Here is a 25,572-nt window from a genome sequence, read left to right on the forward strand (position 1 = left end):
GGCCCGCATGAGCACGACCGCCACCGAGCCGACCACGGCGCAAGCCGCCAAAGCAGAACGCGCGATCCGCACGCCGTGGAGCGAGTTCTGGCGCAAATTCCGTAAGCAGCACGTGGCGCTCGGCGCCGGCATCTTCGTGCTGCTGTTGATCGCGGTCGCGATCGCCGCGCCGCATATCGTGCCGTACGATCCGGAGAATTTTTTCGACTACGACGCGCTGAACGCGGGGCCGTCCGCGGCGCACTGGTTCGGCGTGGATTCGCTGGGCCGCGATATCTTCAGCCGCATTCTGGCGGGCTCGCGTATTTCGCTCGAAGCGGGGTTTCTCTCTGTTGCGATCGGCGCGGTGATCGGCACGTTCTTCGGCTTGCTGGCCGGCTACTACGAAGGCTGGTGGGATCGCATCACGATGCGTGTCGCCGACGTGCTGTTCGCCTTTCCCGGCATTCTGCTGGCGATCGGCGTGGTGGCGATTCTCGGCAACGGCATGATCAACGTGATCTGCGCGGTCGCGATCTTCAGCATTCCGGCGTTCGCGCGGCTCGTGCGCGGCAATACGCTGATGCTCAAGCAGCTCACGTATATCGAGGCGGCGCGCAGCATCGGCGCGTCGGATTGGACCATCATCGTGCGACACATTCTGCCGGGGACGATTTCGTCTGTGGTGGTGTACTTCACGATGCGCATCGGCACGTCGATCATCACCGCGGCGAGTCTGTCGTTTCTCGGACTCGGCGCACAACCGCCGACGCCCGAGTGGGGCGCGATGCTCAACGAAGCGCGTGCCGACATGGTCACGGCGCCGCATATCGCGCTGTTTCCGAGTCTGGCGATCTTCCTGACCGTGCTGGCGTTCAACCTGCTCGGCGATGGTTTGCGCGATGCGCTCGATCCGAAGCTCGACCGGCCATGAAGTCGAGTGAGCTTCGAAACGCACCGCATATCGGCGAACTACCATGCGGTCCGCTCGGCACGATTGCCGATGTGCAGGGCGTGACGGTCGGACATTGCACGCTCGATCAAGGCGACGTGCAAACCGGCGTGACCGTGATTCGTCCACACGACGGCGATCCGTTTCTCGCCAAGGTGCCCGCGGCGGCGTCGGTGATAAACGGGTTCGGCAAGAGCGTCGGACTCGTGCAGGTCGAGGAGCTCGGCACGCTGGAGACGCCGATTGCGTTGACCAATACGTTCGGCGTTGCCGCCGTCGCGCAGGCGCAGATTCGCGCGGCCATTCGCGCGAATCCGCGGATCGGACGCGAGTGGTCGACTGTCAATCCGCTGGTGTTCGAATGCAATGACGGTTACCTGAACGATATCCAGGCACTGGCCGTCACCGCGCAGCATTTCGACGATGCGTATGCAGCGGCCAACGCGGATGTTGCGAGCGGCTCGGTCGGCGCGGGCCGGGGCATGTCGTGCTTCGATCTGAAGGGCGGCATAGGCAATGCGTCGCGCGTGGTGAGCGCGGCGGGCCGTAGCTATACCGTCGGCGCACTCGTGCTGGCGAACTTCGGCCGCCTGCCGATGCTGGCCATCGACGGCATGCCGCTCGGCCGTGGGCTGGTCGAACGCCATGCCAAGGCCGCGGCGTTATCGGGCGCCTTGGCGGCGAAACCCGAGCAAGGTTCGATCATCATGATCGTCGCCACCGACGCGCCGCTCGACGCGCGCCAACTCAAACGTCTCTCCTTGCGCGCGGCGGCGGGTCTCGCGCGCACCGGCTCGGTGTACGGCCACGGCAGCGGCGATATCGCACTCGCGTTTTCGACGGCCTACGCCGTGCCGCACGGCGCCGACTTCATCACGCTCCCGCCGTTGCTCGCGGACGAGCGTCTGGACCCGCTCTTTCGCGCGTGCGCGGACAGCGTCGAGCAGGCGATTCTCGATGCCTTGTGGAGCGCTGCGTCCTTGACCGGGCGCGACGGCCATCGACGTCTATCGCTGCGTGACGCAGTGCCCGATCTCGCCCAACTACTCAAGCCCAATCCCTGATGAAAGTCCTCATTTCCACCGACATCGAAGGCATTGCCGGTGTGTTTCATCCTGAGCAAACGCGCGCGGGCAACGGCGAATACGAAGCCGCGCGCCGCTGGATGACGCTCGAAGCCAATGCTGCGATTGAAGGCGCCTTCGCCGGCGGCGCGACGCACGTGTGGGTCAACGACTCTCACGGCGGCTTTCGCAATCTGCTCCCCGACCTGCTCGACGCGCGCGCCCAGGCGGTGCTCGGCAAGCCGCGCACGCTAGGCATGATGGCCGGGCTCGAATACGGCGCGGCGCTGGTCTTCATGATCGGCTATCACGCGATGTCGCAAACGCGCGGCATCCTCGCGCACACCATCAACAGCTTTGCGTTCGCGCGCGTTTCGCTGAACGGTGTCGAGGTCGGCGAGGCGGGCGTGTACGGCGCGCTGGCTGAAGAATATGGCGCACAGGTCGCGCTTTTATCCGGCGACGACGTCTTTGCCGAAGAAACCGCGCCGCGTTTTCCGGGCGCGCGCTTTGTCGTCACGAAGAGCGCGACGGGGCATGCAAGCGGCGTCACGCAATCGCCGGCAAACGCGCGCGCCGCTATCGAAGCCGCCGCGCGTGAAGTGGTTCAGCAGCATCTCGCGAAGGGACACGCGCGCGAATCCACACGCACCGAAGCGAAGTCGGTGGAATGCGAACTGCGCGTGCAAACCAGCGCGCTTGCCGATCTGTTCTGCCAATGGCCGACGCTCACGCGCGTCGATGCTGTCACGCTGCGCTTTGGCGCGGCGTCGGCGGAACATGCGGTGCGCATGCTCAATTGCCTATCGGCCATGTCGTTCATGTTGCGCTGAGCGCGCGAGAACCGACCGTCCTCCAGGCGCGGCCATTTCGCCACGCATACAGCGGCACCGTGGCGGCACGTTTCGCGAGGAAGCGTTACTCTCCTGCATTCCGGAGGCAGCGTCTTTCTCACTGAGCGGAGCACAGCATGGGTAAGCAGACTATCGCGGATTATCTGGCCAAAACACTGGCGGCGGCGGGCATCGAGCGAATCTGGGGCGTGACGGGCGACAGCCTGAACGGCCTGTCGGATAGCTTGCAACGCCTCGGTTCGATTCGCTGGATGCACACGCGCCACGAAGAAGTGGCCGCCTTCGCCGCCGGCGCCGATGCCGCCGCGACCGGCAAACTCGCCGTCTGCGCGGGAAGTTGCGGTCCCGGCAATCTGCACCTCATCAACGGCCTGTACGACTGTCATCGCAATCATCAGCCTGTGCTCGCGATTGCCGCGCACATTCCGTCCTCGGAAATCGGCCTCGGCTATTTTCAGGAAACCCATCCGCAAGAGTTGTTCAAGGAGTGCAGTCACTACGTCGAACTGGTGACGAATCCGTCGCAGTTTCCGCGTGTGCTGGCGCGCGCCATGCGCACCGCGATCGAAGAGCGCGGGGTTGCGGTGATCGTGCTGCCGGGCGATGTCGCGCTGGGTGAGGCGCCCGACGAAACGCCGGCATGGGCCGGCACGCTGGAACGTTCGACGGTGGTGCCGTCCGGGGCGGATCTCGACCGGCTCGCCGATCTGCTCAACCAGGCGGGCGGCGTGACGCTGCTGTGCGGCAGCGGCTGCGCCGGCGCGCACGATGAAGTGGTCGCCTTCGCCGATCAGCTCGGCGCGCCAACCGTGCATGCGCTGCGCGGCAAGCAATACGTGGAGTGGGACAACCCGTTCGATGTCGGCATGACCGGGCTGATCGGCTTCAGCTCCGGCTATCACGCGATGATGTCGTGCGACACGCTCGTGATGCTCGGCACCGATTTCCCGTATCGCAACTTCTATCCGTCGCACGGCAACGTGGTACAGATCGACCGGCGTGGTTCCGCGCTGGGCAAGCGCGCACCGTTGAAGCTCGGTCTGGTCGGCGATGTGAAGGCGACCTTGCAGGCGCTGATGCCGAAGCTCAAGCGCAAGAGCGACCGGCGCTTCCTCGAGAATGCGCGCAAGCACTACGCAGACACGCGCAAGGACCTCGACGATCTCGCGCGGCCGTCCGATCCGGGGCGCGCGATTCATCCGCAATACCTCACCAGCATCGTCGACAAGGTCGCCAACGAAGACGCGGTGTTCTCCGTCGACGTCGGCACGCCGACGCTCTGGGCCGCGCGTTATCTGACCATGAACGGCAAGCGCACGTTGCACGGTTCGTTCAATCACGGTTCGATGGCGAATGCGATGCCGCAAGCCCTGGGCGCGCAGGCGGCCGAGCCGGGCCGCCAGGTGATTTCGCTGTCGGGCGACGGTGGTCTGTCGATGCTGCTTGGCGACCTGCTCACCGCGCGCCAGCTCAATCTGCCGATCAAGGTCGTGGTGTTCAACAACAGCACGCTCGGTTTCGTCGCGATGGAGATGAAGGCGGGCGGCTATCTCGAGGCCGGCACCGATCTGGCTACGACCGATTTCTCGGCGATCGCGCGCGGCGCGGGAATCTACGGTGTCCGAATCGAACTGTCGGAGAACATCGAGCCGGCGTTGCGCGAGGCATTCGCGCATCCGGGGCCGGCGGTGATCGACGTGGTGACCGCCAAGCACGAGCTCGCGATGCCGCCGAAGATCCAATGGGCGCAGGCCAAGGGCTTCAGCCTGTATATGCTGCGGGCCGTGTTGAATGGCCGCGGCGACGAGGTCGTCGAGCTGGCGACCACGAATCTGCGCTGAAAAGCGGTGGGGTTGAGTTGTTTCGACCGGCGTATGCGCGATGACGTTCGCGCATACGTCTGAACAGGATTATTGCTGCCGGCTCAATTCGCGCGCCGCGCGATCGATCACGTCGGCGATCGCGCCCGCGTGCGACACGGGCACCAGGTGGCTCGACGCCATCGGCACGATCTTAGCGCCCATCCGGTCGGCCATGAATTTTTCGACGTCCGGCGACAACGCCCGGTCGCGCGTCGTGAGCACGTACCACGATGGCTTTTCTTTCCAGGCGACCTGGCTGACCGTCTCATTGAAGGCCGTCGCGGCGATCGGCACCTGCGCGGTGGCCAGCACGCGCGTCAGATTCTCCGGGACGTCCGCGGCGAAGTCAGCGTGGTATTTCGTGCGGTCGAGCCAGAGGAAGCCGCTCGAATCCTTCATGATGCCCGCGCCCACAGGCGCCGGCGCGGCGCGCTTCATCAGATCCATGGTCGACTCATGCAGGTCCGGCGCGATCGCCGCGACATACACGAGGCCGGCGACGTTCGGCGCGTTCGCGCCCGCCTCGGTGATCACCACGCCGCCCCACGAGTGGCCCACCAGTATGGTCGGGCCGTCCTGACGCGCGAGGACGCGGCGGGTCGCGGCAACGTCGTCGGCGAGTGAGGTGAGCGGATTCTGCACCGAACTCACGTGATAGCCCTTCTGCTGCAGTTTGGCGACCACGCCGTTCCAGCTCGATCCGTCGAGGAACGCGCCGTGCACCAGCACCACGTTGCGCACCGGGCCGGTCATGGGCGCGGCGGGAGGCGGCGCGGCGGCCGCCTTGGCGGGTGGTGCGGCGGGCGCCACGGGCGCCGGCGCCGGTGCTTCGGGCGCGCTTGCCTCCGTGCCCGTCTCGTCGGCCGGCTCGGCAGCGGGCGCCATGCTCGGTGCCATGGTGGGCGCCGGTGCCGCGGCGGGCGCGGTCGTTTGGGCGAATGCGGCGGCCCCCGTCAAGCAGAGACACAAAGTAGCGGCGCAAAGCAGACGTTTGGGCGACATGTTGAATCTCCGAAGGCTGAAAGCCCGACTAGGGCAACATACAGAAGCCCTGCGTCAGTGACAATCCCTATCCTCGCCGTTAGGTGCGGCGCACAACCAAGCGCGGGTTGCTCCCACTATTTAGCCAATATCGGCCACGGTAAAATTTCAGGTTCTGCCGGACCGGGCCATAAGTCCAGTCGGGTGATCGATATCCATACACTGGGACGCAATGTTGAATAGTGCACAGCAGCAAGACGGCCTGAAGCGCGGGCTCAAGAATCGCCATATCCAGCTGATCGCGCTGGGCGGCGCGATCGGCACCGGCCTGTTTCTCGGCTCCGCCAGCGTCTTGCAGGCAGCCGGACCGTCGATGATTCTCGGCTACGCGATCGGCGGCATCATCGCCTTCATGATCATGCGGCAGTTAGGCGAAATGGTGGCGCAGGAGCCAGTGGCCGGTTCGTTCAGCCACTTCGCGTACAAGTATTGGGGCGACTTTCCCGGCTTTCTGTCGGGCTGGAATTATTGGGTGTTGTATGTGCTCGTGAGCATGGCCGAGCTGACCGCCGTCGGCACTTACGTTCATTACTGGTGGCCCGGCGTGCCGACGTGGGTGTCGGCGCTGGTGTGTTTCGCCGGCATCAACGCGATCAATCTCGCCAACGTCAAAGCCTACGGCGAAACCGAGTTCTGGTTCGCGATCATCAAAGTCGTGGCGGTGATCGGCATGATCGTGTTCGGCGGCTATCTGCTGATCAGCGGCCACGGCGGCCCGCAAGCCTCGATCTCCAACCTGTGGGCGCACGGCGGCTTTTTCCCGCATGGGTTTCATGGCCTGTTCATGATGCTCGCGGTCATCATGTTCTCATTCGGCGGGTTGGAACTGATCGGCATTACGGCGGCGGAAGCCGACGAGCCGCAGAAGAGCATTCCGAAGGCCGTGAATCAGGTGATCTACCGGATTCTGATTTTCTACATCTGCTCGCTGGCGGTGCTGCTGTCGTTGTACCCGTGGAACGAAGTGGCGGCAGGCGGCAGTCCGTTCGTCATGATCTTCTCGCAGATCGGTTCGACGCTGACCGCGAACGTGCTCAACGTGGTTGTGTTGACTGCGGCGCTGTCGGTGTACAACAGCGGCGTGTATGCGAATAGCCGCATGCTCTACGGCCTCGCGGAACAGGGCAATGCGCCGCGCGCGCTGATGAAGGTCGACCGGCGCGGCGTGCCGTATATGGCGATCGGCTTGTCGGCGCTCGCCACGTTCACGTGCGTGATCGTCAACTACCTGATTCCGGCCGAAGTGCTCGGCCTGCTGATGGCGCTGGTGGTGGCGGCGCTGGTGCTGAACTGGGCGCTGATCAGCCTGACGCACCTCAAGTCGCGCAAGGCGATGGTCGCGGCGGGCGAGACGCTCGTGTTCAAGTCGTTCTGGTTCCCGGTCAGCAACTGGATCTGCCTCGCGTTCATGGCGCTGATCCTCGTGATTCTGGCGATGACGCCCGGGTTGTCGGTTTCGGTGTGGCTGGTGCCGGCGTGGCTGGTGGTGATGTGGGCCGGATATGTGTTCAAGCGCCGGCGCGCTGCTTTACAGGGTGGCGCGCGGATGGCGGGGCGGTAGGAGGGTGTTGCGAATGGCGTGGGCGGCGAGGTCGCGCTCACGCCGTTTGAGTCCAGTGAGGTTTTCAGCCGGGCCAGAAACGACAAACCCCGCGAGCAGCATGTGCTGGCGGGGTTCGAGGAAATGCTGAAACAGCGGTCTTTCGAATTCTTTGGTGCCCAGGGCCGGAATCGAACCGGCACGCCTTGCGGCGGGGGATTTTGAGTCCCCTGCGTCTACCAATTTCACCACCTGGGCAGGTCTTGCAGCGCACGCGTCAGAAGCTGGCGCGCGGCGAAGACGCAGATTATGGCCGAAAATTGGACGACGGGCAAGCCAGTTGCTTTCACCCGCTTCAACGCAATCAAACCGTACGGGAAAACCGTTCGAGTGTCTGCTGCCCGAGATAACGGTCGAACACCATCGCGATGTTGCGCACGAGCATACGTCCGGCCATCCGCACTTCGAGTTTGTCCGCGCCGAGCGACACCAGTCCGTCCTGTTCGAAGCCGCGCAAACGCTCCAGCTCCGGCTCGAACGCCTCGGCGAAGCGGATGCCATACGCCGCTTCGAATTCGTCGAAGCGCAATTCCAGGTTGCACATCAGTTGCGTGATCACATCGCGGCGCAGACGGTCGTCGGCGCTAAGGCGCACGCCGCGCGTGATGGCGAGCTTGCCCGCATCGATCGCCGCGGCGTAGCCGGACAGATCCTTGACGTTCTGCGCATACACGTCGCCGACCTTGCCGATCGACGACGCGCCGAAGCCGATCAGATCGCATTCCGCCCGCGTGCTGTAGCCCTGGAAATTGCGGTGCAAAGTGCGTTGCGCTTGCGCGCGTGCAAGCTCGTCGGTGGGCAGCGCGAAGTGATCCATGCCGATATACACGTAGCCCGCGCCCGTCAGACGCTCGACCACGCGTTGCAGGATCGCGAGTCGACCTTCAGGCGAGGGCAGCGTGGCGGGGTCCATCTGACGTTGCATCTTGAAAAGCTGCGGCATGTGCGCATAGGCGAACACCGAGAGGCGATCGGGCGCGAGCGCGAGCATCGTGTCGAGCGTCCGGCTGAAGCTCTCGACCGTTTGATGCGGCAGCCCGTAGATCAGATCGACACCAATCGAGTGAAAGCCGGTGTCGCGCGCGGCCTGCATCACCGAGGCGGTCATCTCGAGCGGCTGAATGCGGTTGATCGCCTGCTGCACGATCGGATCGAAATCCTGCACGCCGAGGCTCAGCCGGTTGAAACCCAGCTTGCGCAGATGCGCGATAGTCTCGGGCGACGCTTCGCGCGGATCTACTTCGATTGAATATTCGGCTTCAGTATCGGGCAGCAGCGTGAAGTGCTCACGCGTGGCGGCCATCAGTTCGGCCGTTTCGTCGTGCGACAAAAAGGTTGGCGTGCCGCCGCCCCAATGCAATTGCGACACCGGACGCCGCGTGTCGAAACATGTCGCCTGCAACGCCATTTCGCGCTTCAACCGCTCGAGGTACGGACGCGCATGGGCGCGGTTTTTCGTGGCGACCTTGTTGCAACCGCAGTAGAAACACACGGTGTCGCAAAACGGAATGTGGAAGTACAGCGAGAGATCCGTGGCCGACGCGCCCGGGTCGGCGGCGGCGCGTAAATAGGCGGCTGGATCGAAGTCGTCGCGGAACTGCAGGGCGGTCGGATAGGACGTATACCGTGGGCCGTTCGCGCTGTATTTGGCAAGCAGGTCGGGGCGGAACAGCGTGTTGGCGGTGGACATGAGGGACTCGAGGGCTGGCGGCCATCGAGGAAGAAGCGGGAACCGGCGCGGTTCGCGCGGCCGGATCGAACAGCGCGGACGCCTCTTGAGCATGGCCTTTAGGATTTTTCGAGTTTACGTGAGCGGCCATTCGTCCGATTGCGTAAAAAGGTCGCACGGAATGCGGTGGCACAATGCGGGTCTGATAGTGCATTGCCTGTTTTCGGGTTCAGGAAAAATGTCGTGAGTGATGTGCCGAACAGCGCCGTGAAGCGCGAGTCTCCGTTCCACGTGGCCGGTCATGCGTGCCGCCCCGATTGCGGCGCGTGTTGCATCGCGCCGTCTATTTCGAGTCCGATTCCGGGCATGCCGAACGGCAAGCCGGCGGGCATACGCTGCGTGCAACTTGGCGACGATCTGCGCTGCGCGATCTTCGGCCGACCGGAGCGGCCGGCATGCTGTTCCGGTCTGCAACCGCAAATGGAAATGTGCGGCACGAACCGTGGCGAAGCACTCGCGTGGCTCACGCAGCTTGAAACGCAAACTCAACCGCACGCGCAACCGGTGGTTCGCTGCTGACGCGCGCAGGCGGATCGCCGCACACCCACAACCCGAAAACGAACAACGCAATCGCATGCCCGAACAGGTTTTCACAGGAGATTTCGCATGACTCGACCCGCTGCGCCGGCCCGGCGCCGCTTCCTCCTTGCCGCGCTGACGGGCTGTAGCGCGCTCGGCATCACCGTTTCGCTCGCGGCCTGCGCAACGTCGACTTTTCCGTTCATCCCTTCGCACTACACGTTCTCGCAGCAGCAGGTGCAGGACGCGGTGCAGCGCAAATTCCCCTATCAGCGCACGGTCTCGCAAGTGTTCGATGTCGCGCTGACCCACCCCGTGGTCGGTTTGCTGCCGGACGCGAATCGCGTCTCGGTGAAGCTCGACGCACGCCTCGCCAGTCCCTTCATGCCGCAGCCGGTCGACGGCGTGTTCACGCTGTCGAGCGAACTGGCTTATGACGCCGCCAGCAAATCGGTTGTGCTCAAGTCGCCGAACGTCGACAACGTCAGCGTGAGCGGGCAGGCGCAGGCCTACACGCAGCAGATCAACGCCGCGGCGGCACTGCTCGCCACGCAGTTGCTGACCAACTATCCGATCTACACCTTCAAACCCGAACAACTTCAATTTGCCGGAGTGAATTACGAACCCGGTACAATCACCATCCTTACAAACGGTATACGCGTGCAAATCGTCGAAAAATGACGCGGCGCGCGGCCGGCAGGGCCGCGTGTTTTTCGTGCCGGCCCTGTTCGTTCCGACTATCTACAGCGATGAGGGTCAAGGATGGACTGGCTATTGGCTTGCAAGGCGCTGATTCTGGGCGTCGTCGAGGGGTTGACGGAGTTTTTGCCCGTGTCGAGCACCGGGCATTTGATCGTCGCGGGCAGTCTGCTGAACTTTACGGATGAGCACGCGAAAACCTTCGACGTCGTGATTCAGCTCGGCGCGATTCTCGCGGTATGTTGGGAGTTTCGCCGCCGCATCGGCAGCGTGGTGTCCGGTTTGCCGAGCCGGCCGGATGCGCGCCGCTTCACGCTGAACGTGATCATCGCCACGATTCCGGCCATCGTGCTCGGCTTGCTGTTCGAAAAATCCATCAAAGCGGCGCTGTTCTCGCCGGTGCCGGTCGCGTTCGCGCTGGTGGCGGGCGGCGTCGTGATCCTATGGGCGGAGGCGCGTCAGCGCGTGCGCGGCGAGACGGCGGCGCGTGTGCAGAACGTGGACGACCTGAGCGCGCTCGACGCGCTGAAAGTCGGCCTCGCGCAATGTTTCGCCCTGATTCCGGGCATGTCGCGCTCGGGCTCGACGATCATCGGCGGGATGCTGTTCGGCCTCGACCGGCGCGTCGCCACGGAGTTTTCCTTCTTCCTCGCGATTCCGATCATTTTCGGCGCGACCGCTTACGAGCTGTACAAAGACTGGCATGTGCTTTCCGTCGACGCGCTCGGTACCTTCGCGGTCGGTTTCGTGGCTGCCTTCGTCAGTGCTTTCGCCTGTGTGCGCTGGCTGTTGCGCTACATCGCCGCCCACGATTTCACCGCGTTTGCGTGGTATCGGATCGGTTTCGGGCTGCTGATCCTGCTGGTCGGCTATAGCGGCGCCTTGAGCTGGACGGAGTGAACGCTTCCGTTTTCGTCGATCCATGAGAAAAGGTCCGCGTTTGCGGACCTTTTTCTTATCGACGGATAAATCTTCCTGCGCCGTTTTACACGGCGCCGCGTTTGCGAAAGACGAGGTCCCATACGCCGTGTCCGAGCCGCAGCCCACGGCGCTCGAACTTCGTCACCGGACGGTACTCCGGACGCGGCGCATAGCCGTCGGCGGTATTTTCCAGCGCCGGATCGGCGCCCAGGACTTCGAGCATCTGTTCGGCATAGTTTTGCCAGTCCGTCGCGCAATGCAGGTAGGCGCCCGGCTTCAGGCGCGATGCCAGTAGCGCAACAAACTTTGGCTGGATCAGCCGGCGCTTGTGGTGGCGCGCCTTGTGCCACGGGTCCGGAAAGAAGATGTGCACGCCGTCGAGGCTCTCCGGCGCGATCATCTGTTCGAGCACTTCGACCGCGTCATGCTGAATGATGCGGATGTTCGACAGGTTCTGTTCGCCCATCAGTTTCAGCAGTGCGCCCACCCCCGGTTCGTGTACTTCGACGCCGAGAAAATCGTCGCCGGGACGGTGCGAGGCGATTTCGGCGGTGGTCGCACCCATGCCGAAGCCGATTTCCAGCACGCGCGGCGCCTCGCGGCCAAATACGCTGTTCCAGTCGGGCTGTTGCGCGGTGAAGGGCACCACGAAGCGCGGGCCGAGTTCGTCCATGGCGCGGCGCTGGCCGGTCGAGACGCGGCCGGCGCGCGTGACGAAGCTGCGGATGCGCCGCCGATGCAGGGCTTCTTCTTGAGGCGCATCGCCGGCGGTCTGGTCTTCGGCGTCGCCGGCGGACCTTGCGAGTTCGTCCGGCAGGCCGGCGTTGTTTGGATCGTGGATCATCGTCGATGCTGCTACAAAGGATCAGGTCTTGGCGGCTTGCTTGGCGTGCTGCGCGGGGTTGACCACGCTCGCGCGGGATGGGCCGCGAGTCACACGCGCTGGTGGCAAGCGCGATGCTGATGGATCGCCGCGCCGGGCCGCCGCTATGACAAAAAAGCCGCCTTCATGGAGGCGGCTCGTGCTGGATTCTGCTGAAGGCATCAGCAGGAAAGTGGAGCAAGCATTGCAAGTGCGCGTAAGGTAGCACAACCGAAAAGGGTGCGTCCAGACTGAGTGTGGCGTTGGGGAGTAGGGATACGGGCGCGAATCTTACATTTAAATAACGGACGCGCCTGCCAATTTGATTTAATCGTTTTTAAGGAAATTTACCGGGGCGATTATCTTCGCGAATAACAACGGTCAGCAGGTGTGCGCGTCATTACCGTCATGTGAGAATGGCGAAAATGATTTGGGTGCCCGCCGCTCTGACTCCCGTTCCAACTTACCCGCAGAACACGCTGGGTCACGATCGGGGCGGCGTCGCCTGCGCGACTAACTTACTGTGCTTCGGGAATGCGGTCGAAGAATGGTAACGCGGCATTCGAGATTTTCTCGGCCGCTATCGCAATGCCGCGTCTGCTTGCATAGTTTGGCACGCGAATCAATTGCTGGATTTGACGAACTAGAAATGGCTTTTTACGAAGCGCCGGACGGGGCATGAGCGGTGGGAACAGATCCTTTCGCGAAACTGCCCGCTTGTTCACGGGCTGACTGGAAAGTATCTGGAGCGGGCGATGGGAATCGAACCCACGGCTCTAGCTTGGGAAGCTAGGGTATTACCATTATACGACGCCCGCAGAGCACGCCATTCTACGCGGGTTCCACGCGATTTGGCAAACGTGAGGCTGAACGGGCCGTCTGAACGCGTGCTTGCCGCGGGAGTGCTGACGGGGAGCGTGCAGTGTTGAGCGGCACGGCGCACCGCCTCACCACACCTAGGCCGGCCGTATTCAGCGTTTCCTTGCGTGCGGTTGCCATTCGGCCGACTATCGCTCCGAACAACTCTCATGCGAGCTTCACTTGAGGCGACTCCGAAGTGGCCCCGCATCGAGTCATGGTCAGGCGCCGCCGTTGAGTAGACCGAGGCCGGTTCCGCCCTCCACCGTACGCAGCACCGAACGCACCGATTAACGCGTCGATTGCCAATCAGATCGCGGAAAATTGAAGACGGATAGAAGGGCATCCAAATACAAGACCTATCAATCAGATACGCGCCTGCGTCGATCTTTATTCGCTATGCATGATGTTTCGTCTGCATGCAGCTGACACCGCTCTCGAAGCGTTCAAATAAATATTAAAGCTTGATGAAATCCCGCCGTTTACTCCTCTGGCGTCCTTTTCCAATTGTTACGAGAGTTCACGCGATTTGATTTTGTCAAGTGGATTTTCGAAATGATTCAACGAATTGGCGCTGGCGGTAAACATCGAGATCAAACCAACAGCGGCGTGACACAGCCAATCTGATTGGCTGCACACTCGCCCAAAAACAAAAAATGGATATGAAAAATAAGGCTAAATTGACGTTATCCCTGCTCGCTTCGCTCGCTCTGGTAGCGTGTGGCGGCGGTGGTGGCGACGGGGGCAATTCGGCGGCGACGCCTTCGGCAGGTAGCGCTTCGTCGCCGTCGGCGGCGAGTGCCCCCGGTTCGGCAGGCGTGCCGGATCCGGCTTCTTCGCCGGCCCTCGCCGGTGAGCAACTGCCAAGTCTGTCCAGTCCGCAGAGCGGTTCGGCAGCGGCCGTGGGCAACGGCGTGGAAGGGATCTGGATCGCCCAGTCCGGCGTCGACAAGACCACGGCGCTCGTCGACCCGCAAGGCAACATCTCTTACCTGAATACGGTCGCCGGCTTCGGGATATCGGAATTCTTCGGCGTCATCGCGGCCAGCACGCCGAACTGGACGCTCAGTTCGGGTGCGGCTTTCATCGCCAACGTCTACTTCCCGGCGAGTTCCGGCTCCGGCTCGTTCGTCAATAACCAGACGTTCACCGGCAGCTACGTCGAGAACGGCAGCACGGTGAACCTGTCCTGGAACTACGACGCCGCGAATGCGCTTGCCGTGACCCAGTCGAGCGTCGCGGGCACGTGGGCGCAAACCGGCTCGTCGCTGACGATCGCAAGCGATGGCACGCTGAGCGGAACCCTGAGCAACTGCCCGGTCTCCGGAACATTGCTGCTCGCCACGCCGTCGTCCACGAAAAATCTCTATACGTTGAGCGTGACCGGCACGTCCGCATCCTGCACGCTGAAATCGGGCGCGACTTATTCCGGCAATGCCGCGATTACGTTCCTGCCGATCACGGGCAGCAACCTGTATGCCCGCGCGATTTTCTTCATGATCAAGACGGCGGCCAACACGACGGTCGCCTACGGTCAGCTAACGAAGCAATAAGCGCAAGCAACAAGCGACGCATAAAGCGAAGCAGCCGCCGCCTTTGACGGGCGGCGGCTGCTGACGAAAGCGGCTTGCAACGCTTGCGTTCAGATCACGAAGTAAGTCAGTTGAACGGCCGCGCGGGTGACCACCATCAGCAGCACCTGCACGATCACGAACAGCAGGATCGGTGAAAGGTCGATGCCGCCGAGCTGCGGCACCACGCGGCGCAACGGATTCAGAAACGGCGCCGTGAGCTGGTACAGGATCGGCATGGCCGGCGAACGTGGATTGAGCCACGACAGGAGCGCCATCAGGATCGTCATCCAGATGATCAGATTCAGCGCCCACTTGATCAGCGTCAGCACCGCGACGATCAGCAGCGTCGGCAACAGCGAGAGCGGATCGGCGCCGGTCAGCACCACCATCAGGACCACGTACACAATGGCCGCGAGCAGGGCCGCGACAAGGCTCGCCCAATCGATCTTGCGCGTGCTCGGCAGGATATGCCGCAGCGGCAGCACGATCCAGTTGGTGACTTGCAGCACGGCGTTCGTGACAGGGTTGTAGGGCGGCATGCGCACGACCTGCAGCCATGCGCGCAGCAACAGCGCCGCGCCGAACAGCGTGAAGACGGTATTGAGCAGAAAACGGGCGATATCGCCAAACATCTCGTGTCCTTATCCTTCGGATGACGGCGGCCGACCGGCCGCAGGGCGCCGGCGCTCTCCAATCGGCGCGCCGGCGGTTTCAGTTGGATTTCCCGCGCCTTTCCGTTGGGGCGCGTTACGCGTCGTTTAAAGCGGCCGCGTGGTGTTGCGATGCGACGGTTTGCGGGTCACGATCGACGGCTCACTGCATTAAAGGCCGTGATTCGTTCCGCTTCCGCTGGGCATCACACGGAAATCTTGATCTCGCTGACCAGAATCGTGCCGTTGCCACCGTCCGTGTAGTTGGGGATGTCGGCCATCAATTGCTCGGCAGCCGGCTTGAAGACCTTGTAGAAGTCGTCCGTGCTGTCGAACAGGAAGTGGCCCGCGGCGACGTACGGCGGCGGCGTTCCAGGCGGCCCGGCGTTGATGCCGACGTCGACCGACCAGCCCTTCAGCGACGGCCCGAATAGTTTCGCCGCAAGCGGCATATGCGTGACGCAGTAATAGTCCACGTCGAAGTGGCCGTTTTCCCGGTACGGATAAAGGATGCTGACCTTGATCATTGTGCGTTCTCGTCTGTTTGGTCCCGATGCGCGACGCTGGCGGATTGCGCGCGGCGCCGGACGTCACATTATCACGGCTTACTTGACGCTTGCACCTGCTGCCGCCTGATTCAGCGACCGGTTGAGCGATTCTTCCACTGCCTGGGCGATGGCGTCGATCGCGGCGGGCGGCGTGGCGCGGCGCTCGGCCAGCCCGACCGCGCGCCGCGACATCAACCCGTACAGCGCGGCATGGTCGCCGCCGAGGCTCTCCAGCAACGCCAGCTGCTTCTCCACGACACCCGTGTCGCCACGCGATACGGGACCCGCGAGGGCGTTGGGCAGGCCCTTGTCACGAGCGGTTTCGATGGTGCCGGAAAGCATTGGCAACAGCGCGCGCAAGGCGTCGTCTTCCGCGAAGCCCAGCGTGCGCCACAGCGCGACGCACTCCGCGAGGCTGCACAGCGCGAAGCTGGCGGCGTAGTGCGCGGCGGCGTGATAGAGCATGCGGCCGCCTGCAGGAATCGACAGCGGATGGCAGCGCAGCGCGACGGCGAGCGCCGTGAGCGTGTCCTTGAGCGCGCCGTCGGCCTCGATCGTCACCGAGCAGCCGGCGATGCGCTCCGTATCGGCGAGCTCGCCGCTAAAGAGGTACAGTGGGTGAAAACCGCCGATCGAGGCGCCCTGGTCGCGTGCCGGGGCGAGCAATTCGACCGGCGAGGCGCCGCTGCAGTGGACGAGTGCCTTGCCGTGCGTGCCAACCGCGTCGTCCGGGTTGAACCGGAGTGTGTGTGCTGACGTACCGATGCTGTCATCGGGAACGGCTAAAAAGACGATATCGGCGGCGTCGACAACCTGTTGTGGGTTCCCGAACGCCGTGCAATGCTCGATTTGACTGGCAAGCCGACCGGCGGAGGCCGCCGAGCGGCTTGCTACCGCCGTGACCGGATAGCCGGCGCGTGAAAAGCTCAGCGCGAGACACCGCGCGAGCCGGCCCGCACCGATAAAGCCGAGGCGCGGCAGAGAGGACTGGGACATGGTTGCCTGCTCCAGACGGAACATTGGAAAAGCAGAAGTATCGCGCATCGGCCACGCCCGCGGCACGGCCTCGCGAGGCTTTCCTTCGATCAATGCGCGCGCGATATGACGCGCCCGGCCGGCCATCCGGCGGCGTGCGCCCCGCGCGCTTGAAAACTGCTCACAATTCTTCAGAGCCGGTTTGGCAGTTGCTGTTCTGGGTACTTCGTCTCGCAGTCAGATTCGGGAGGTTCACGATGAGTATTTTTTCTTACCGAAAGCACTTGCGGTTCCTGACGCATGCACAGCGCCGTCGCTGGTGGGACCAGAAAAAGCGCCTGACGCCGCGCGTGCGGATCAGCGGCGCCTATGTCCCGCCGAGCGTGTCCCGCGAATTTGCGTATGTGAAGGTCGGCTGACATTGCGGCCCTCGCAGGGTAAGAAATGCCCGGCTCATCAGCCGGGCATTTTTCATTTTGGAGCTCAACCGGACGGCGTCAGGATTGAAGTTAATTTGTAATCAAAGATTACCGCGAAGCGCACGCTCCAGGCCTTAAAGCAGGCGTCACGACTGATTGCGCTGTTTCTGCCATGCGCAATCCCTGAGTTTTCAGTGCGTTGCGAAGCCGAATGGCGGCGCGCCGCGAAAGCGGACGTGGCGGCCTTTCGCGGCCAATTGCAATTTGCAACAAATGTGAACAAATAGGCTCGGTCTTTTTCGATACATTGATTTCAGAGCATGCAGGGCATGCGAAGTCGGCGACCTTGGTGGGCCGCGCTAGGAGAATAAAGTGAAAAAGATCGTTCCGTTTGTCGTTGCCGCAGCACTCGGCTTGGGAATTGCCGGTGCCGCCCAGGCGCACGTTTCCGTCGGTATCGGTATCGGGGTGCCGGTTGCGCCGGCTTATCCGGTTTATGCCGCGCCGCCGCCGGTTTACTACGCGCCACAGCCGGTTTATGCGCCGCCAGTCGTTTATGCACCGCCGCCGGTCGTGGTGGGCGGGTATTACGGCGGCTATGGACGTCCGTACTATCACCACGGTTATTATCGCGGCTATTACGGTCACGGCTACTATCGCCGCTGATCGCGGTAACAGAGCCATTTGGATTGACGGCGTAACGCCGGCTTGATCGCCGGGTTACGCCGCTTGTTTTTCGGGCGCGCTTTCGCGCAGCCGATGCTGGGCTTGTCGTTTGAATGGCAGTTTTGAATTGGCGCTTACCGCGTCAGGGCGGGGGCGTGACAGAGTTCACTGCACGGCCGACGTTCCAAACTTCGGTCGAAGCTGGGAGAATGGCTGTTTCGCCACCGCTCTGGAGAGTTTTGCCGATGCAAGCGCTTCCCGCTCCCACTTTCGACGACGTACTCGACGCCGCAGCGCGTCTCGACGGCGTCGCCCACCGCACTCCCGTTCTGACCTCGACCACGTTCAATGAGCGCACGGGGGCGTCGGTGTTCTTCAAGTGCGAAAATTTTCAGCGCATGGGCGCTTTCAAGTTTCGCGGCGCCTATAACGCGATCTCGCATTTCGACGCGGAGCAACGCAAAGCCGGTGTGCTGACCTATTCGTCGGGTAACCATGCCCAGGCGATCGCATTGTCGGCCCGCCTCGCCGGCATCCACGCGACGATCGTCATGCCGCAAGACGCGCCAGCGGCCAAAGTGGCGGCAACCAAGGGTTACGGCGGCGAAGTGATCACCTATGACCACTACACGGAGAACCGTGAAGAGATCGGCCGGCGGCTTGCCGAAGAGCGCGGCATGACGCTGATTCCGCCGTACGACCATCCGCATGTGATCGCCGGGCAGGGCACGGCGGTGAAAGAGTTGATCGAGGAAACCGGTCCGCTCGACATGCTGTTCGTGTGCCTCGGCGGTGGCGGGTTGATCGGCGGCAGCGCGTTGTCCGCGGCGGCATTGAGTCCGTCATGTACGGTGATCGGCATCGAGCCGGAAGCGGGCAACGACGGTCAGCAGTCGCTGGCGCGCGGTGAGGTCGTGCATATCGACACGCCGCGCACGATCGCCGACGGCGCCGCCTCCACGCATCTCGGCGACTACACGTTCGCGATCATCCGAAAGCTGGTCGCGCAAATCGAAACGGTCAGTGACCAGCAGTTGATCGAGACGATGCGCTTTTTCGCGCAGCGCATGAAGATCGTGGTCGAGCCGACGGGCTGTCTCGCCGCGGCCGCGGTGCTCAACGGCATCTTGCCGGTGAAGGGCAAGCGTGTCGGCGTGGTCGTGAGCGGCGGTAACGTCGATCTGGAGAAGCTCGCGCAGTATCTCGCTTGAGACATCGCGTCGGCTGGCGCTACTGCGCTCGCAGAACCTGATGCCTGATACCCGATCGAAAACGGCTCGCCAGCGCGAGCCGTTGTTATGTCAGCTTGCCGCGTGCGCGGTTTGCACGATCAGGTCGCGATAACCGTTGACGATCACGCTGTACGAGAAGTACGCAAACAGCAGCGCCGACAGCACGTGACAGGCGCGCAGCAAACCGGTGCCGGCGCGTTTGCGTCCGTGGCTGCCGAGTCCGCAGATAAAGATCGTCCAGCACAGACCGCCGAGAAAAAATCCGCCGAGAAATACCGGCGCGGTCGTCACGCTGGTGGCGCCCGCTTTCGCGATCAGCGCGCCGCCGACCGCGGCGAACCACAGAATCGCCGATGGCGATGACACGGCCAGCAGGACGCCGCGCAAGAAACCGCGCCACGCGGACAGATGCGGCGCATTGGCGTCCGCCTCGCCGGCCACTGCCGGCGCGGTCGCCGGGAACATCGCTTCACGCGTCATTTTCCAGGTCAGGAAAAGCAGGATCGCCGCGCCGCCGATCCACACCACCCAGCGTACCGATTCGAACTGCAGCAACGCGGCCATGCCCGCGAGCGCGAGCGCCGCGTAGATCAGATCGCCGAAGCACGAACCGAGGCCGAGCCAGAAGCCCGGTTTGAAGCCATGCGAGAGCGTCAGGGAAATGATGGCGACGTTCACGAGACCGATATCGAGGCACAGCGACAACGACAGAAAAAATCCATCCGACATCATTGAAAAGGCATGCATCCGCGCAACTGCTCCGATAGCTTTGTTATTTCAGTTTTGTTGTACGGCTTGCCTCAGAGGCCCAACTCGTTCCACAAGGTGTCGATGCGCTGTTTGACCGCGTCGTCCATCACGATGGGGCGGCCCCATTCGCGATCGGTTTCGCCGGGCCACTTGTTGGTCGCGTCGAGGCCCATCTTCGATCCGAGTCCCGCGACGGGCGAGGCGAAATCCAGATAGTCGATCGGTGTGCGATCCACCAGCACCGTGTCGCGCGCCGGATCGATGCGCGTGGTGATTGCCCAGATCACTTCCTTCCAGTCGCGGATATTCACGTCCTCGTCGACTACGACGATGAACTTCGTATACATGAACTGCCGCAGGAAGCTCCACACGCCGAACATCACGCGTTTGGCGTGGCCGGGATAGCTCTTCTTCATCTGCACGATGGCCATGCGGTAGCTGCAGCCTTCGGGCGGCAAATAGAAGTCGGTGATCTCACTGAACTGCTTTTGCAGCAGCGGCACGAACACTTCGTTGAGCGCGACGCCGAGTACGGCGGGCTCGTCAGGCGGTTTGCCGGTGTAGGTGGAGTGGTAGATCGCGTCGCGCCGCATGGTGATGCGCTCGACTGTGAAGACGGGGAACCACTCCTGCTCGTTGTAGTAGCCGGTGTGATCGCCGTACGGGCCTTCCAACGCATGTTCGTAGCCCGCCGACGCGCCTTTGACCGGACGCGGCGGAGCGCCTGCGGGAGCGGGCGAGGGCACGCCCTCCTGCGGATAGATGAAGCCTTCGAGCACGATTTCGGCGCGTGCGGGCACCTGCAAGCCATCGACGCCCGGGGTGAGGCACTTCGCCAGTTCGGTGCGGCCGCCGCGCAGCAGGCCGGCGAACTGGTATTCGGACAGCGTGTCGGGCACCGGCGTGACCGCGCCGAGGATCGTCGCCGGATCGGCGCCAAGCACGACGGCTACCGGATACGGCTTGCCCGGATTCTGCAGCGCGAACTCGCGAAAATCGAGCGCGCCGCCGCGATGCGCGAGCCATCGCATGATCAGTTTGTTACGTCCGATTAATTGCTGGCGATATATGCCTAAGTTTTGTCGGCTCTTATTAGGACCTTTTGTCACGGTCAGGCCCCATGTGATCAACGGACCCGCGTCGCCCGGCCAGCACGTCTGAATCGGCAGTCTGGCGAGGTCGACGTCGCGGCCTTCCCAGACGATTTCCTGGCAGGGCGGCGCGCTAACCGTCTTGGGCGCCATGTCCCATACCGCCTTTGCGAGCGAGAACAGTTTGCCGGCGTCCTTGAGCCCCTTCGGCGGCTCCGGTTCCTTCAATGCGGAGAGCAGCCGGCCCACGTCGCGCAGCGACTCGAGCGCGGCGCCGTCGCCTTCGCCGGCTTGCGCGTCGATACCCATGCCGAGCGCGACCCGCCGAGGCGTGCCGAACAGGTTGCCGAGCACCGGAAACGCATGCTGTGCCTTGCTCTCGAACAGCAAAGCCGGACCGCCGGCGCGCAGCACGCGGTCGCACAACTCGGTCATTTCCAGGACAGGCGAGACGTTTTGTGAGATGCGGCGCAGTTCGCCGATCGTCTCGAGACGGCCGACGAAATCGCGCAGGTCTTTGTATTTCATCTGGTGCGGTTCAATGCCGCACGAGCGGCGGAAAAGGGGAGGCGCAACAGGGTCTAACGGCGCCAGAACGATTGTCGATTTTACCTGTGTTGGCGAGCGCACGTAGAGCGGCCAAACGGCCTAGGCGAGACGGAGGAATCGAAATGGCTCAAATCGCGCGCGGCGGGCGGTTTTGGACGCTCTGAACACTGTTCATTATTACAATTAGTTATACATTTGCTTAGCTATAGTGTTGACGATCTATAAAACCCTGCATAGAATCCGTCCACATTGGTTGCAGGGCGTGAACCTTTTTACCACTGCCCCCGGTCCCATCAGACGCAACGCGTCACCGCTTACCGACCCCTGCACGGTATCTATCGGTCTTATTGATGTGCTGCCAGCGCCGACTGACGCTGGTTTTTCGCGTGGGAGCCACCGCCCGCATGCTTTTTTGACATGCCGCGATCCTTTTTCAGGATGGCTCCCCACAGACGGTATTTGCCGTTTTCCCGACGTCGCTGCTGCCCTAACCAGACAGAGCACGCGACGTCTTGACTCTGCGAACGTGCCTCACCGCCTCTTCATCCGGCGGGGTTCGCGGATCATGCAACATGGGAGATCTGAATGAACGCCTGGTTATCGTGGCGTCCCGATGAGCGTATCGCGCAAGTTGTGCGTGGTGTGCTGCGTCGCGGGACGCGGATGAGTCATCACCTGTTCAGCATCGTCGGCGGGATCGCCGTTGTGCTGACAGTCGCACTGTGGCTGATGCCGGCCCTGCGCGGCACGCTTGCCGCCAAGTTGATGCCGGTCATCTCCGCCGCTGTGCAAGCCGGTCCCGCCCGTCTGCTGCAGGGCAACCCGCTGCCGGCTTTCGGACCGCCCGCACGGGCGTCCTCTGAGGACTCGCTGTCCGCCAACTCGAACGGTTCCGATGCCGTGAGCGGCGCAAGCAGCGGCAACTCTGGCGTCACCGCGAGTAACACGAGCTTCGACGGCGCATTCGACATTGCTGGCTCGAACGGCATGGGCGTCGCGGCACTGAACGGCCTCGACCCGCGCACCATGCAAAGCGTCACCGCGCTGGCGCGGCTGATCCCGTCGCAACGCGTTTCCGCCGACGCGCGCGACGACCGCGTGCTGATCTCGACCCGCGAGCAGGATCTGGTTGCATCCTATCTGGCGCGGCGCTATCGCGTCGCTCAGGAGCCCGTCAGCGAGCTCGTGAAGGCCGCGTTCGACACAGGCCATGAAGTCGGTCTCGATCCGCTGCTGCTGCTCTCCGTGATGGCGATCGAATCGGGCTTCAACCCGTACGCCGAGAGCGGCGTGGGCGCGCAAGGCCTGATGCAGGTGATGTCCAAGGTGCACTCGGACAAATTCCAGTATTTCGGAGGCCAGAGCGCGGCGCTCGAACCGGTCGCGAACATCAAGGTGGGCGCGCTGGTGCTGAAGGATTGCATCGCGCGAGGCGGCTCGCTGCCGGGCGGCTTGCGTCTGTACGTCGGCTCGACCTCGCAGGACGACGGCGGCTACGGCGCCAAGGTGATGGCCGAACGTGGCCGTCTGCGCGATGTGGCGCGTGGCCGCAAGGTGCCGATCAACGCACCGCAGGCGCCGGTTCTCACTGCGTCGACCAATACGGCTACGGCTGCGTCCGCCGGCAACGGCAAGCGCGTGCAGGTGACGCTCGAGGGCAGTCATCCGTTGAGCGCGGCGACATCGGTGAAGACGCCGGTTTCCTCCGAGCAGGACGATGCGAGCGCCAGCGCGACCAAACACGTGGCATCGGCGTCGGAGTTGGGCGCTTGAGGTTGGTAGCGTAAAGCTGACAGACAGTTAGCTGTTGAAGCAAGCGGCAACAAAAAAAGGACACCCAGCAGGCGTGTCCTTTTTTTCGTCTGGCGCTTGAGAGCGCGCGGCTTCGCTCAGCCCTTGCCGAAGAACTTCGCGAGCCGCTCGACCGCTTCTTCCAGCTTCGGATAGGCGGTGGCATACGACAGCCGGATGTACTCCTTCGGCGCGTGCGTGCCGAAATCCATACCCGGCACCAGCACCACTCCGGCATCGTGCAGCATGGCCTTGGTGAGCGCCGCGCTGTCGCCGGCCGCGGCATGCGCGACCCTGCGGCAATCGGCGTACACGTAGAACGCGCCATCGGGCATCACCGGCACCGAGAAACCGAGCGATTCGAGCGCCGGCGCGATGAAGTCGCGGCGACGCTTGAATTCCAGGCGCCGCGCTTCGTAGATTGCGATCGTTTCCGGCTCGAAGCAGGCGAGCGCCGCGTGCTGGGCGAGCGCGGAGGCGCAGATGAACAGGTTTTGCGCGAGCTTTTCGAACGCGCTGACCATGCCGGGCGGCACCACCAGCCAGCCCAGACGCCAACCCGTCATGTTGAAGTACTTCGAGAAGCTGTTGACGGTGATCACGTCGTCGCCGAACGAGAGCGCCGACACGGGCTTTGCGTCGTAGCTGAGGCCCTGGTAGATCTCGTCGACGATCGTAAAGCCGCCACGCGCCCGCACAGCCTTGACGATGCGCTCCAGTTCAGCCGGTTCGATCGACGTGCCGGTCGGATTCGACGGCGACGCGAGCAGCACACCACGGGTGTGTTCGTTCCAGAGGCGCTCGACGTCGGCGGCTGTGAGTTGGAAACGTTCGGCCGGGCCGCTTGGCACCATCACCGGCTTGCCTTCGGCGGCGATCACGAAATGACGGTTGCACGGATAGCACGGGTCGGGCATCAGCACTTCGTCGTCGCGATCGACCAGCGCCGCGCATGCCAGCAGCAATGCGGCCGATGCGCCGGCAGTGACGACGATTCGCGCCGGATCCACGTTGACGCCGTAGAAGTCGGCGTATTGCGCCGAGATCGCCTCGCGCAGCGCGTGCAGACCGACCGCGCTGGTGTATTGCGTGACGCCACGGCGCAGTGCGCTAGCGGCCGCCTCGATGACCGGCTCCGGCGCGGTGAAATCGGGCTCGCCGATTCCCATGTGAATGATGTCGCGTCCGTCGCGCTCGAGAAGCGCGGCCTCCTTGGCCAGCTCCATCACATAGAAAGGCTGGATGGCGTCCACGCGTGCAGCAAGCCGCACCAGGGGTTCGGTCACGGAGTTCATACGATCAAATCCAGTTCAAAAGCAAAAGCGGGACGACGTTTGGCGCGTGTGTTCACGCGTGAAACGCCGTCCTTGCAAACGGTTCGGTTGCGCCGCCGCGCTCAGGGAGGCGCATGACGACGGTCGTGCCGCCGCTCATGTGCCTTGCACTCAACGCTTGCGAGCCGCCTGCGTTTCGTCCACGCGCAGTTGCGCCGACAGCTTGTCCAGCACGCCGTTCACGTACTTGTAGCCGTCCGCGCCGCCGAACGTCTTGGCGAGTTCGACCGCTTCGTTGATGACCACGCGATACGGAATGTCGACGTGATTCTTCAGTTCAAACGCGGCCACAAGCAGCACGGCGCGTTCGACCGGCGAGAGCTGCTCGATCGGACGGTCGAGACACGGCGCGATTGCCGCGGACAGTGAGTCCGAATCGCGGATCACACCGTGCAGAATGGCGTCCAGATGTTCGTGGTCGGCCTTGTCGAAGCCTTGCGCGCCGCGCAGCTGCGCGTCGATCTCACCGCCGGGCGAGCCCGACAGCAGCCACTGGTAAAGCCCCTGCGTGGCCAGTTCGCGGGAGCGTCGGCGTGCGCTCTTCATGCCTCTTCCTCTTCTTCGTCTTCTTCCTCGTCGTCGCCGCCGAGTTGTTCGAGAGCGACGGCGAGATTCGCCATTTCGACGGCTACGCGCGCCGCGTCTCGACCCTTTTCGGTCATGCGCGCGACGGCTTGCTCGTCGTTCTCGGTTGTCAGCACCGCGTTCGCGACCGGAATGCCGAAGTCGAGGCCGATACGCGTGATGCCCGCGCCGCTTTCGTTCGAGACCAGTTCGAAGTGATACGTTTCGCCGCGAATCACCGCGCCGAGTGCGATCAGTGCGTCGAATTGCGCGCTCTCGGCGAGTTTTTGCAGCGCCAGCGGGATTTCCAGCGCGCCCGGCACGGTGACGAGCAGCACGTCTTCGCCGGTGACGCCGAGGCGTTCGAGTTCTTCGATGCAGGAGTCCGCGAGGCCGTTGCAGACGGGTTCGTTAAAGCGCGCCTGGACGATGCCGATACGCAGTCCGTCGCCGTCGAGATTCGGTTGGTATTGTCCGATTTCCATGTGA

At 63.3% G+C, this 25,572-nt stretch carries 24 protein-coding genes and 2 tRNA genes; 13 read left to right on the forward strand and 13 right to left on the reverse strand.

What is annotated here, in order from left to right; translation table 11 throughout:
* Positions 1 to 7: 7 nt before the first annotated feature.
* The 4 genes from gsiD (at position 8) to poxB (ending at position 4,690) form a co-directional block, all read left to right on the forward strand.
* Positions 8 to 913, forward strand: coding sequence for a glutathione ABC transporter permease GsiD (gene gsiD / locus RI103_RS04110; protein ID WP_310814142.1), 906 nt, complete (start codon positions 8 to 10; stop codon positions 911 to 913).
* Entirely contained in the window at positions 910 to 1,995 is a 1,086-nt protein-coding gene (locus RI103_RS04115; RefSeq protein ID WP_310814143.1) for a P1 family peptidase, read from the forward strand. The genes gsiD and RI103_RS04115 overlap by 4 nt, the downstream gene beginning before the upstream one ends.
* Positions 1,995 to 2,828: a M55 family metallopeptidase gene (locus RI103_RS04120; protein ID WP_310814144.1), complete on the forward strand. Its 834-nt coding sequence runs from the start codon at positions 1,995 to 1,997 to the stop codon at positions 2,826 to 2,828. The genes RI103_RS04115 and RI103_RS04120 overlap by 1 nt, the downstream gene beginning before the upstream one ends.
* 137 nt (positions 2,829 to 2,965) lie before the next feature.
* Entirely contained in the window at positions 2,966 to 4,690 is a 1,725-nt protein-coding gene (gene poxB / locus RI103_RS04125; protein WP_310814145.1) for a ubiquinone-dependent pyruvate dehydrogenase, read from the forward strand.
* 69 nt (positions 4,691 to 4,759) lie between these two features.
* Here poxB and RI103_RS04130 read toward each other — a convergent pair whose 3' ends face one another.
* On the reverse strand, positions 4,760 to 5,713 hold the full coding sequence (locus tag RI103_RS04130; protein ID WP_310814146.1) for an alpha/beta hydrolase: 954 nt from the start codon (positions 5,711 to 5,713) through the stop codon (positions 4,760 to 4,762).
* Between the two features lie 214 nt (positions 5,714 to 5,927).
* Here RI103_RS04130 and RI103_RS04135 point away from each other — a divergent pair, with 214 nt between their 5' ends.
* Positions 5,928 to 7,313, forward strand: a complete 1,386-nt coding sequence (locus RI103_RS04135) for an amino acid permease (RefSeq protein ID WP_310815167.1) — start codon at positions 5,928 to 5,930, stop codon at positions 7,311 to 7,313.
* A 152-nt stretch (positions 7,314 to 7,465) separates the two neighbouring features.
* Here RI103_RS04135 and RI103_RS04140 read toward each other — a convergent pair.
* Together RI103_RS04140 and hemN are read right to left on the reverse strand one after the other, a co-directional pair.
* Positions 7,466 to 7,550, reverse strand: a tRNA-Leu gene (locus tag RI103_RS04140).
* A 106-nt stretch (positions 7,551 to 7,656) separates the two neighbouring features.
* Positions 7,657 to 9,042 carry an oxygen-independent coproporphyrinogen III oxidase gene (gene hemN, locus RI103_RS04145; protein WP_310814147.1) on the reverse strand — a complete coding sequence of 462 codons (1,386 nt, stop codon included), beginning with the start codon at positions 9,040 to 9,042 and terminating at the stop codon, positions 7,657 to 7,659.
* Between the two features lie 222 nt (positions 9,043 to 9,264).
* On the opposite strand from hemN, the gene RI103_RS04150 reads away from it, so the two are divergent.
* From RI103_RS04150 to RI103_RS04160, 3 genes are all read left to right on the forward strand, one after another.
* Entirely contained in the window at positions 9,265 to 9,600 is a 336-nt protein-coding gene (locus RI103_RS04150) for a YkgJ family cysteine cluster protein (protein WP_310814148.1), read from the forward strand.
* Between the two features lie 87 nt (positions 9,601 to 9,687).
* Complete coding sequence (locus tag RI103_RS04155; protein WP_310814149.1) at positions 9,688 to 10,281, forward strand: DUF1439 domain-containing protein; 594 nt, start codon at positions 9,688 to 9,690, stop codon at positions 10,279 to 10,281.
* 81 nt (positions 10,282 to 10,362) lie between these two features.
* Positions 10,363 to 11,199: an undecaprenyl-diphosphate phosphatase gene (locus RI103_RS04160; RefSeq protein WP_310814150.1), complete on the forward strand. Its 837-nt coding sequence runs from the start codon at positions 10,363 to 10,365 to the stop codon at positions 11,197 to 11,199.
* Positions 11,200 to 11,284: 85 nt separating this feature from the next.
* On the opposite strand, the gene trmB is transcribed toward RI103_RS04160, so the two are convergent.
* Both trmB and RI103_RS04170 read right to left on the reverse strand, forming a co-directional pair.
* Positions 11,285 to 12,064 carry a tRNA (guanosine(46)-N7)-methyltransferase TrmB gene (gene trmB, locus RI103_RS04165; RefSeq protein ID WP_310814151.1) on the reverse strand — a complete coding sequence of 260 codons (780 nt, stop codon included), beginning with the start codon at positions 12,062 to 12,064 and terminating at the stop codon, positions 11,285 to 11,287.
* A 762-nt stretch (positions 12,065 to 12,826) separates the two neighbouring features.
* Positions 12,827 to 12,900, reverse strand: a tRNA-Gly gene (locus tag RI103_RS04170).
* Positions 12,901 to 13,596: 696 nt separating this feature from the next.
* Here RI103_RS04170 and RI103_RS04175 point away from each other — a divergent pair.
* The gene (locus RI103_RS04175; RefSeq protein ID WP_409076962.1) at positions 13,597 to 14,493 is read left to right on the forward strand and encodes a hypothetical protein; all 897 of its coding nucleotides are present in this window, start codon (positions 13,597 to 13,599) and stop codon (positions 14,491 to 14,493) included.
* Between the two features lie 89 nt (positions 14,494 to 14,582).
* On the opposite strand, the gene RI103_RS04180 is transcribed toward RI103_RS04175, so the two are convergent.
* From RI103_RS04180 to RI103_RS04190, 3 genes are all read right to left on the reverse strand, one after another.
* A complete protein-coding gene (locus tag RI103_RS04180; protein WP_310814153.1) occupies positions 14,583 to 15,146 on the reverse strand; it encodes a YggT family protein in 564 nt (187 codons plus the stop codon).
* Positions 15,147 to 15,370: 224 nt separating this feature from the next.
* Positions 15,371 to 15,691: an EthD family reductase gene (locus tag RI103_RS04185; protein ID WP_310814154.1), complete on the reverse strand. Its 321-nt coding sequence runs from the start codon at positions 15,689 to 15,691 to the stop codon at positions 15,371 to 15,373.
* A 78-nt stretch (positions 15,692 to 15,769) separates the two neighbouring features.
* Positions 15,770 to 16,708, reverse strand: a complete 939-nt coding sequence (locus RI103_RS04190) for a DUF2520 domain-containing protein (RefSeq protein ID WP_310814155.1) — start codon at positions 16,706 to 16,708, stop codon at positions 15,770 to 15,772.
* A gap of 236 nt (positions 16,709 to 16,944) precedes the next feature.
* Here RI103_RS04190 and RI103_RS04195 point away from each other — a divergent pair, with 236 nt between their 5' ends.
* From RI103_RS04195 to RI103_RS04205, 3 genes are all read left to right on the forward strand, one after another.
* A complete protein-coding gene (locus RI103_RS04195) occupies positions 16,945 to 17,106 on the forward strand; it encodes a hypothetical protein (RefSeq protein WP_176058684.1) in 162 nt (53 codons plus the stop codon).
* A 372-nt stretch (positions 17,107 to 17,478) separates the two neighbouring features.
* Complete coding sequence (locus RI103_RS04200; protein ID WP_310814156.1) at positions 17,479 to 17,772, forward strand: hypothetical protein; 294 nt, start codon at positions 17,479 to 17,481, stop codon at positions 17,770 to 17,772.
* 245 nt (positions 17,773 to 18,017) lie between these two features.
* Positions 18,018 to 18,983, forward strand: coding sequence for a threo-3-hydroxy-L-aspartate ammonia-lyase (locus RI103_RS04205; protein ID WP_310814157.1), 966 nt, complete (start codon positions 18,018 to 18,020; stop codon positions 18,981 to 18,983).
* Between the two features lie 90 nt (positions 18,984 to 19,073).
* On the opposite strand, the gene RI103_RS04210 is transcribed toward RI103_RS04205, so the two are convergent.
* Both RI103_RS04210 and RI103_RS04215 read right to left on the reverse strand, forming a co-directional pair.
* The gene (locus tag RI103_RS04210; RefSeq protein WP_310814158.1) at positions 19,074 to 19,751 is read right to left on the reverse strand and encodes a LysE family transporter; all 678 of its coding nucleotides are present in this window, start codon (positions 19,749 to 19,751) and stop codon (positions 19,074 to 19,076) included.
* A gap of 53 nt (positions 19,752 to 19,804) precedes the next feature.
* Positions 19,805 to 21,373, reverse strand: coding sequence for a UbiD family decarboxylase (locus RI103_RS04215; protein WP_310814159.1), 1,569 nt, complete (start codon positions 21,371 to 21,373; stop codon positions 19,805 to 19,807).
* Between the two features lie 606 nt (positions 21,374 to 21,979).
* Between RI103_RS04215 and RI103_RS04220 the strand changes: the two genes are divergently transcribed.
* Positions 21,980 to 23,167 carry a lytic transglycosylase domain-containing protein gene (locus RI103_RS04220; RefSeq protein ID WP_310814160.1) on the forward strand — a complete coding sequence of 396 codons (1,188 nt, stop codon included), beginning with the start codon at positions 21,980 to 21,982 and terminating at the stop codon, positions 23,165 to 23,167.
* 116 nt (positions 23,168 to 23,283) lie between these two features.
* Here the strand turns inward: RI103_RS04220 and RI103_RS04225 are convergent, their stop codons facing one another.
* The 3 genes from RI103_RS04225 to ribH all read right to left on the reverse strand — a co-directional run bounded on the left by RI103_RS04225 (position 23,284) and on the right by ribH (position 25,568).
* Positions 23,284 to 24,480 (reverse strand): pyridoxal phosphate-dependent aminotransferase, encoded by a 1,197-nt coding sequence (locus tag RI103_RS04225; RefSeq protein WP_310814161.1) that lies wholly within the window; start codon positions 24,478 to 24,480, stop codon positions 23,284 to 23,286.
* A 150-nt stretch (positions 24,481 to 24,630) separates the two neighbouring features.
* Complete coding sequence (nusB, locus tag RI103_RS04230) at positions 24,631 to 25,065, reverse strand: transcription antitermination factor NusB (protein WP_310814162.1); 435 nt, start codon at positions 25,063 to 25,065, stop codon at positions 24,631 to 24,633.
* Positions 25,062 to 25,568 carry a 6,7-dimethyl-8-ribityllumazine synthase gene (gene ribH / locus RI103_RS04235; RefSeq protein WP_006050161.1) on the reverse strand — a complete coding sequence of 169 codons (507 nt, stop codon included), beginning with the start codon at positions 25,566 to 25,568 and terminating at the stop codon, positions 25,062 to 25,064. The genes nusB and ribH overlap by 4 nt, the downstream gene beginning before the upstream one ends.
* Positions 25,569 to 25,572: the final 4 nt, after the last annotated feature.

Source organism: Paraburkholderia sp. FT54, from assembly GCF_031585635.1.
Classification (GTDB): domain Bacteria; phylum Pseudomonadota; class Gammaproteobacteria; order Burkholderiales; family Burkholderiaceae; genus Paraburkholderia.

Bases quoted from the DNA above. Each gene is read 5' to 3' on its own strand.
- RI103_RS04130 (WP_310814146.1), bottom strand. From the start codon at position 5,713: ATGTCGCCCAAACGTCTGCTTTGCGCCGCTACTTTGTGTCTCTGCTTG.
- RI103_RS04115 (WP_310814143.1), top strand. From the start codon at position 910: ATGAAGTCGAGTGAGCTTCGAAACGCACCGCATATCGGCGAACTACCA.
- RI103_RS04120 (WP_310814144.1), top strand. From the start codon at position 1,995: ATGAAAGTCCTCATTTCCACCGACATCGAAGGCATTGCCGGTGTGTTT.
- RI103_RS04160 (WP_310814150.1), top strand. From the start codon at position 10,363: ATGGACTGGCTATTGGCTTGCAAGGCGCTGATTCTGGGCGTCGTCGAG.
- RI103_RS04195 (WP_176058684.1), top strand. From the start codon at position 16,945: ATGAGTATTTTTTCTTACCGAAAGCACTTGCGGTTCCTGACGCATGCA.
- trmB (WP_310814151.1), bottom strand. From the start codon at position 12,064: ATGATCCACGATCCAAACAACGCCGGCCTGCCGGACGAACTCGCAAGG.
- RI103_RS04205 (WP_310814157.1), top strand. From the start codon at position 18,018: ATGCAAGCGCTTCCCGCTCCCACTTTCGACGACGTACTCGACGCCGCA.
- RI103_RS04190 (WP_310814155.1), bottom strand. From the start codon at position 16,708: ATGTCCCAGTCCTCTCTGCCGCGCCTCGGCTTTATCGGTGCGGGCCGG.
- gsiD (WP_310814142.1), top strand. From the start codon at position 8: ATGAGCACGACCGCCACCGAGCCGACCACGGCGCAAGCCGCCAAAGCA.
- RI103_RS04225 (WP_310814161.1), bottom strand. From the start codon at position 24,480: ATGAACTCCGTGACCGAACCCCTGGTGCGGCTTGCTGCACGCGTGGAC.
- RI103_RS04210 (WP_310814158.1), bottom strand. From the start codon at position 19,751: ATGCATGCCTTTTCAATGATGTCGGATGGATTTTTTCTGTCGTTGTCG.
- RI103_RS04215 (WP_310814159.1), bottom strand. From the start codon at position 21,373: ATGAAATACAAAGACCTGCGCGATTTCGTCGGCCGTCTCGAGACGATC.
- RI103_RS04180 (WP_310814153.1), bottom strand. From the start codon at position 15,146: ATGTTTGGCGATATCGCCCGTTTTCTGCTCAATACCGTCTTCACGCTG.
- ribH (WP_006050161.1), bottom strand. From the start codon at position 25,568: ATGGAAATCGGACAATACCAACCGAATCTCGACGGCGACGGACTGCGT.
- RI103_RS04155 (WP_310814149.1), top strand. From the start codon at position 9,688: ATGACTCGACCCGCTGCGCCGGCCCGGCGCCGCTTCCTCCTTGCCGCG.
- poxB (WP_310814145.1), top strand. From the start codon at position 2,966: ATGGGTAAGCAGACTATCGCGGATTATCTGGCCAAAACACTGGCGGCG.
- hemN (WP_310814147.1), bottom strand. From the start codon at position 9,042: ATGTCCACCGCCAACACGCTGTTCCGCCCCGACCTGCTTGCCAAATAC.
- RI103_RS04175 (WP_409076962.1), top strand. From the start codon at position 13,597: ATGGATATGAAAAATAAGGCTAAATTGACGTTATCCCTGCTCGCTTCG.
- RI103_RS04220 (WP_310814160.1), top strand. From the start codon at position 21,980: ATGAACGCCTGGTTATCGTGGCGTCCCGATGAGCGTATCGCGCAAGTT.
- nusB (WP_310814162.1), bottom strand. From the start codon at position 25,065: ATGAAGAGCGCACGCCGACGCTCCCGCGAACTGGCCACGCAGGGGCTT.
- RI103_RS04185 (WP_310814154.1), bottom strand. From the start codon at position 15,691: ATGATCAAGGTCAGCATCCTTTATCCGTACCGGGAAAACGGCCACTTC.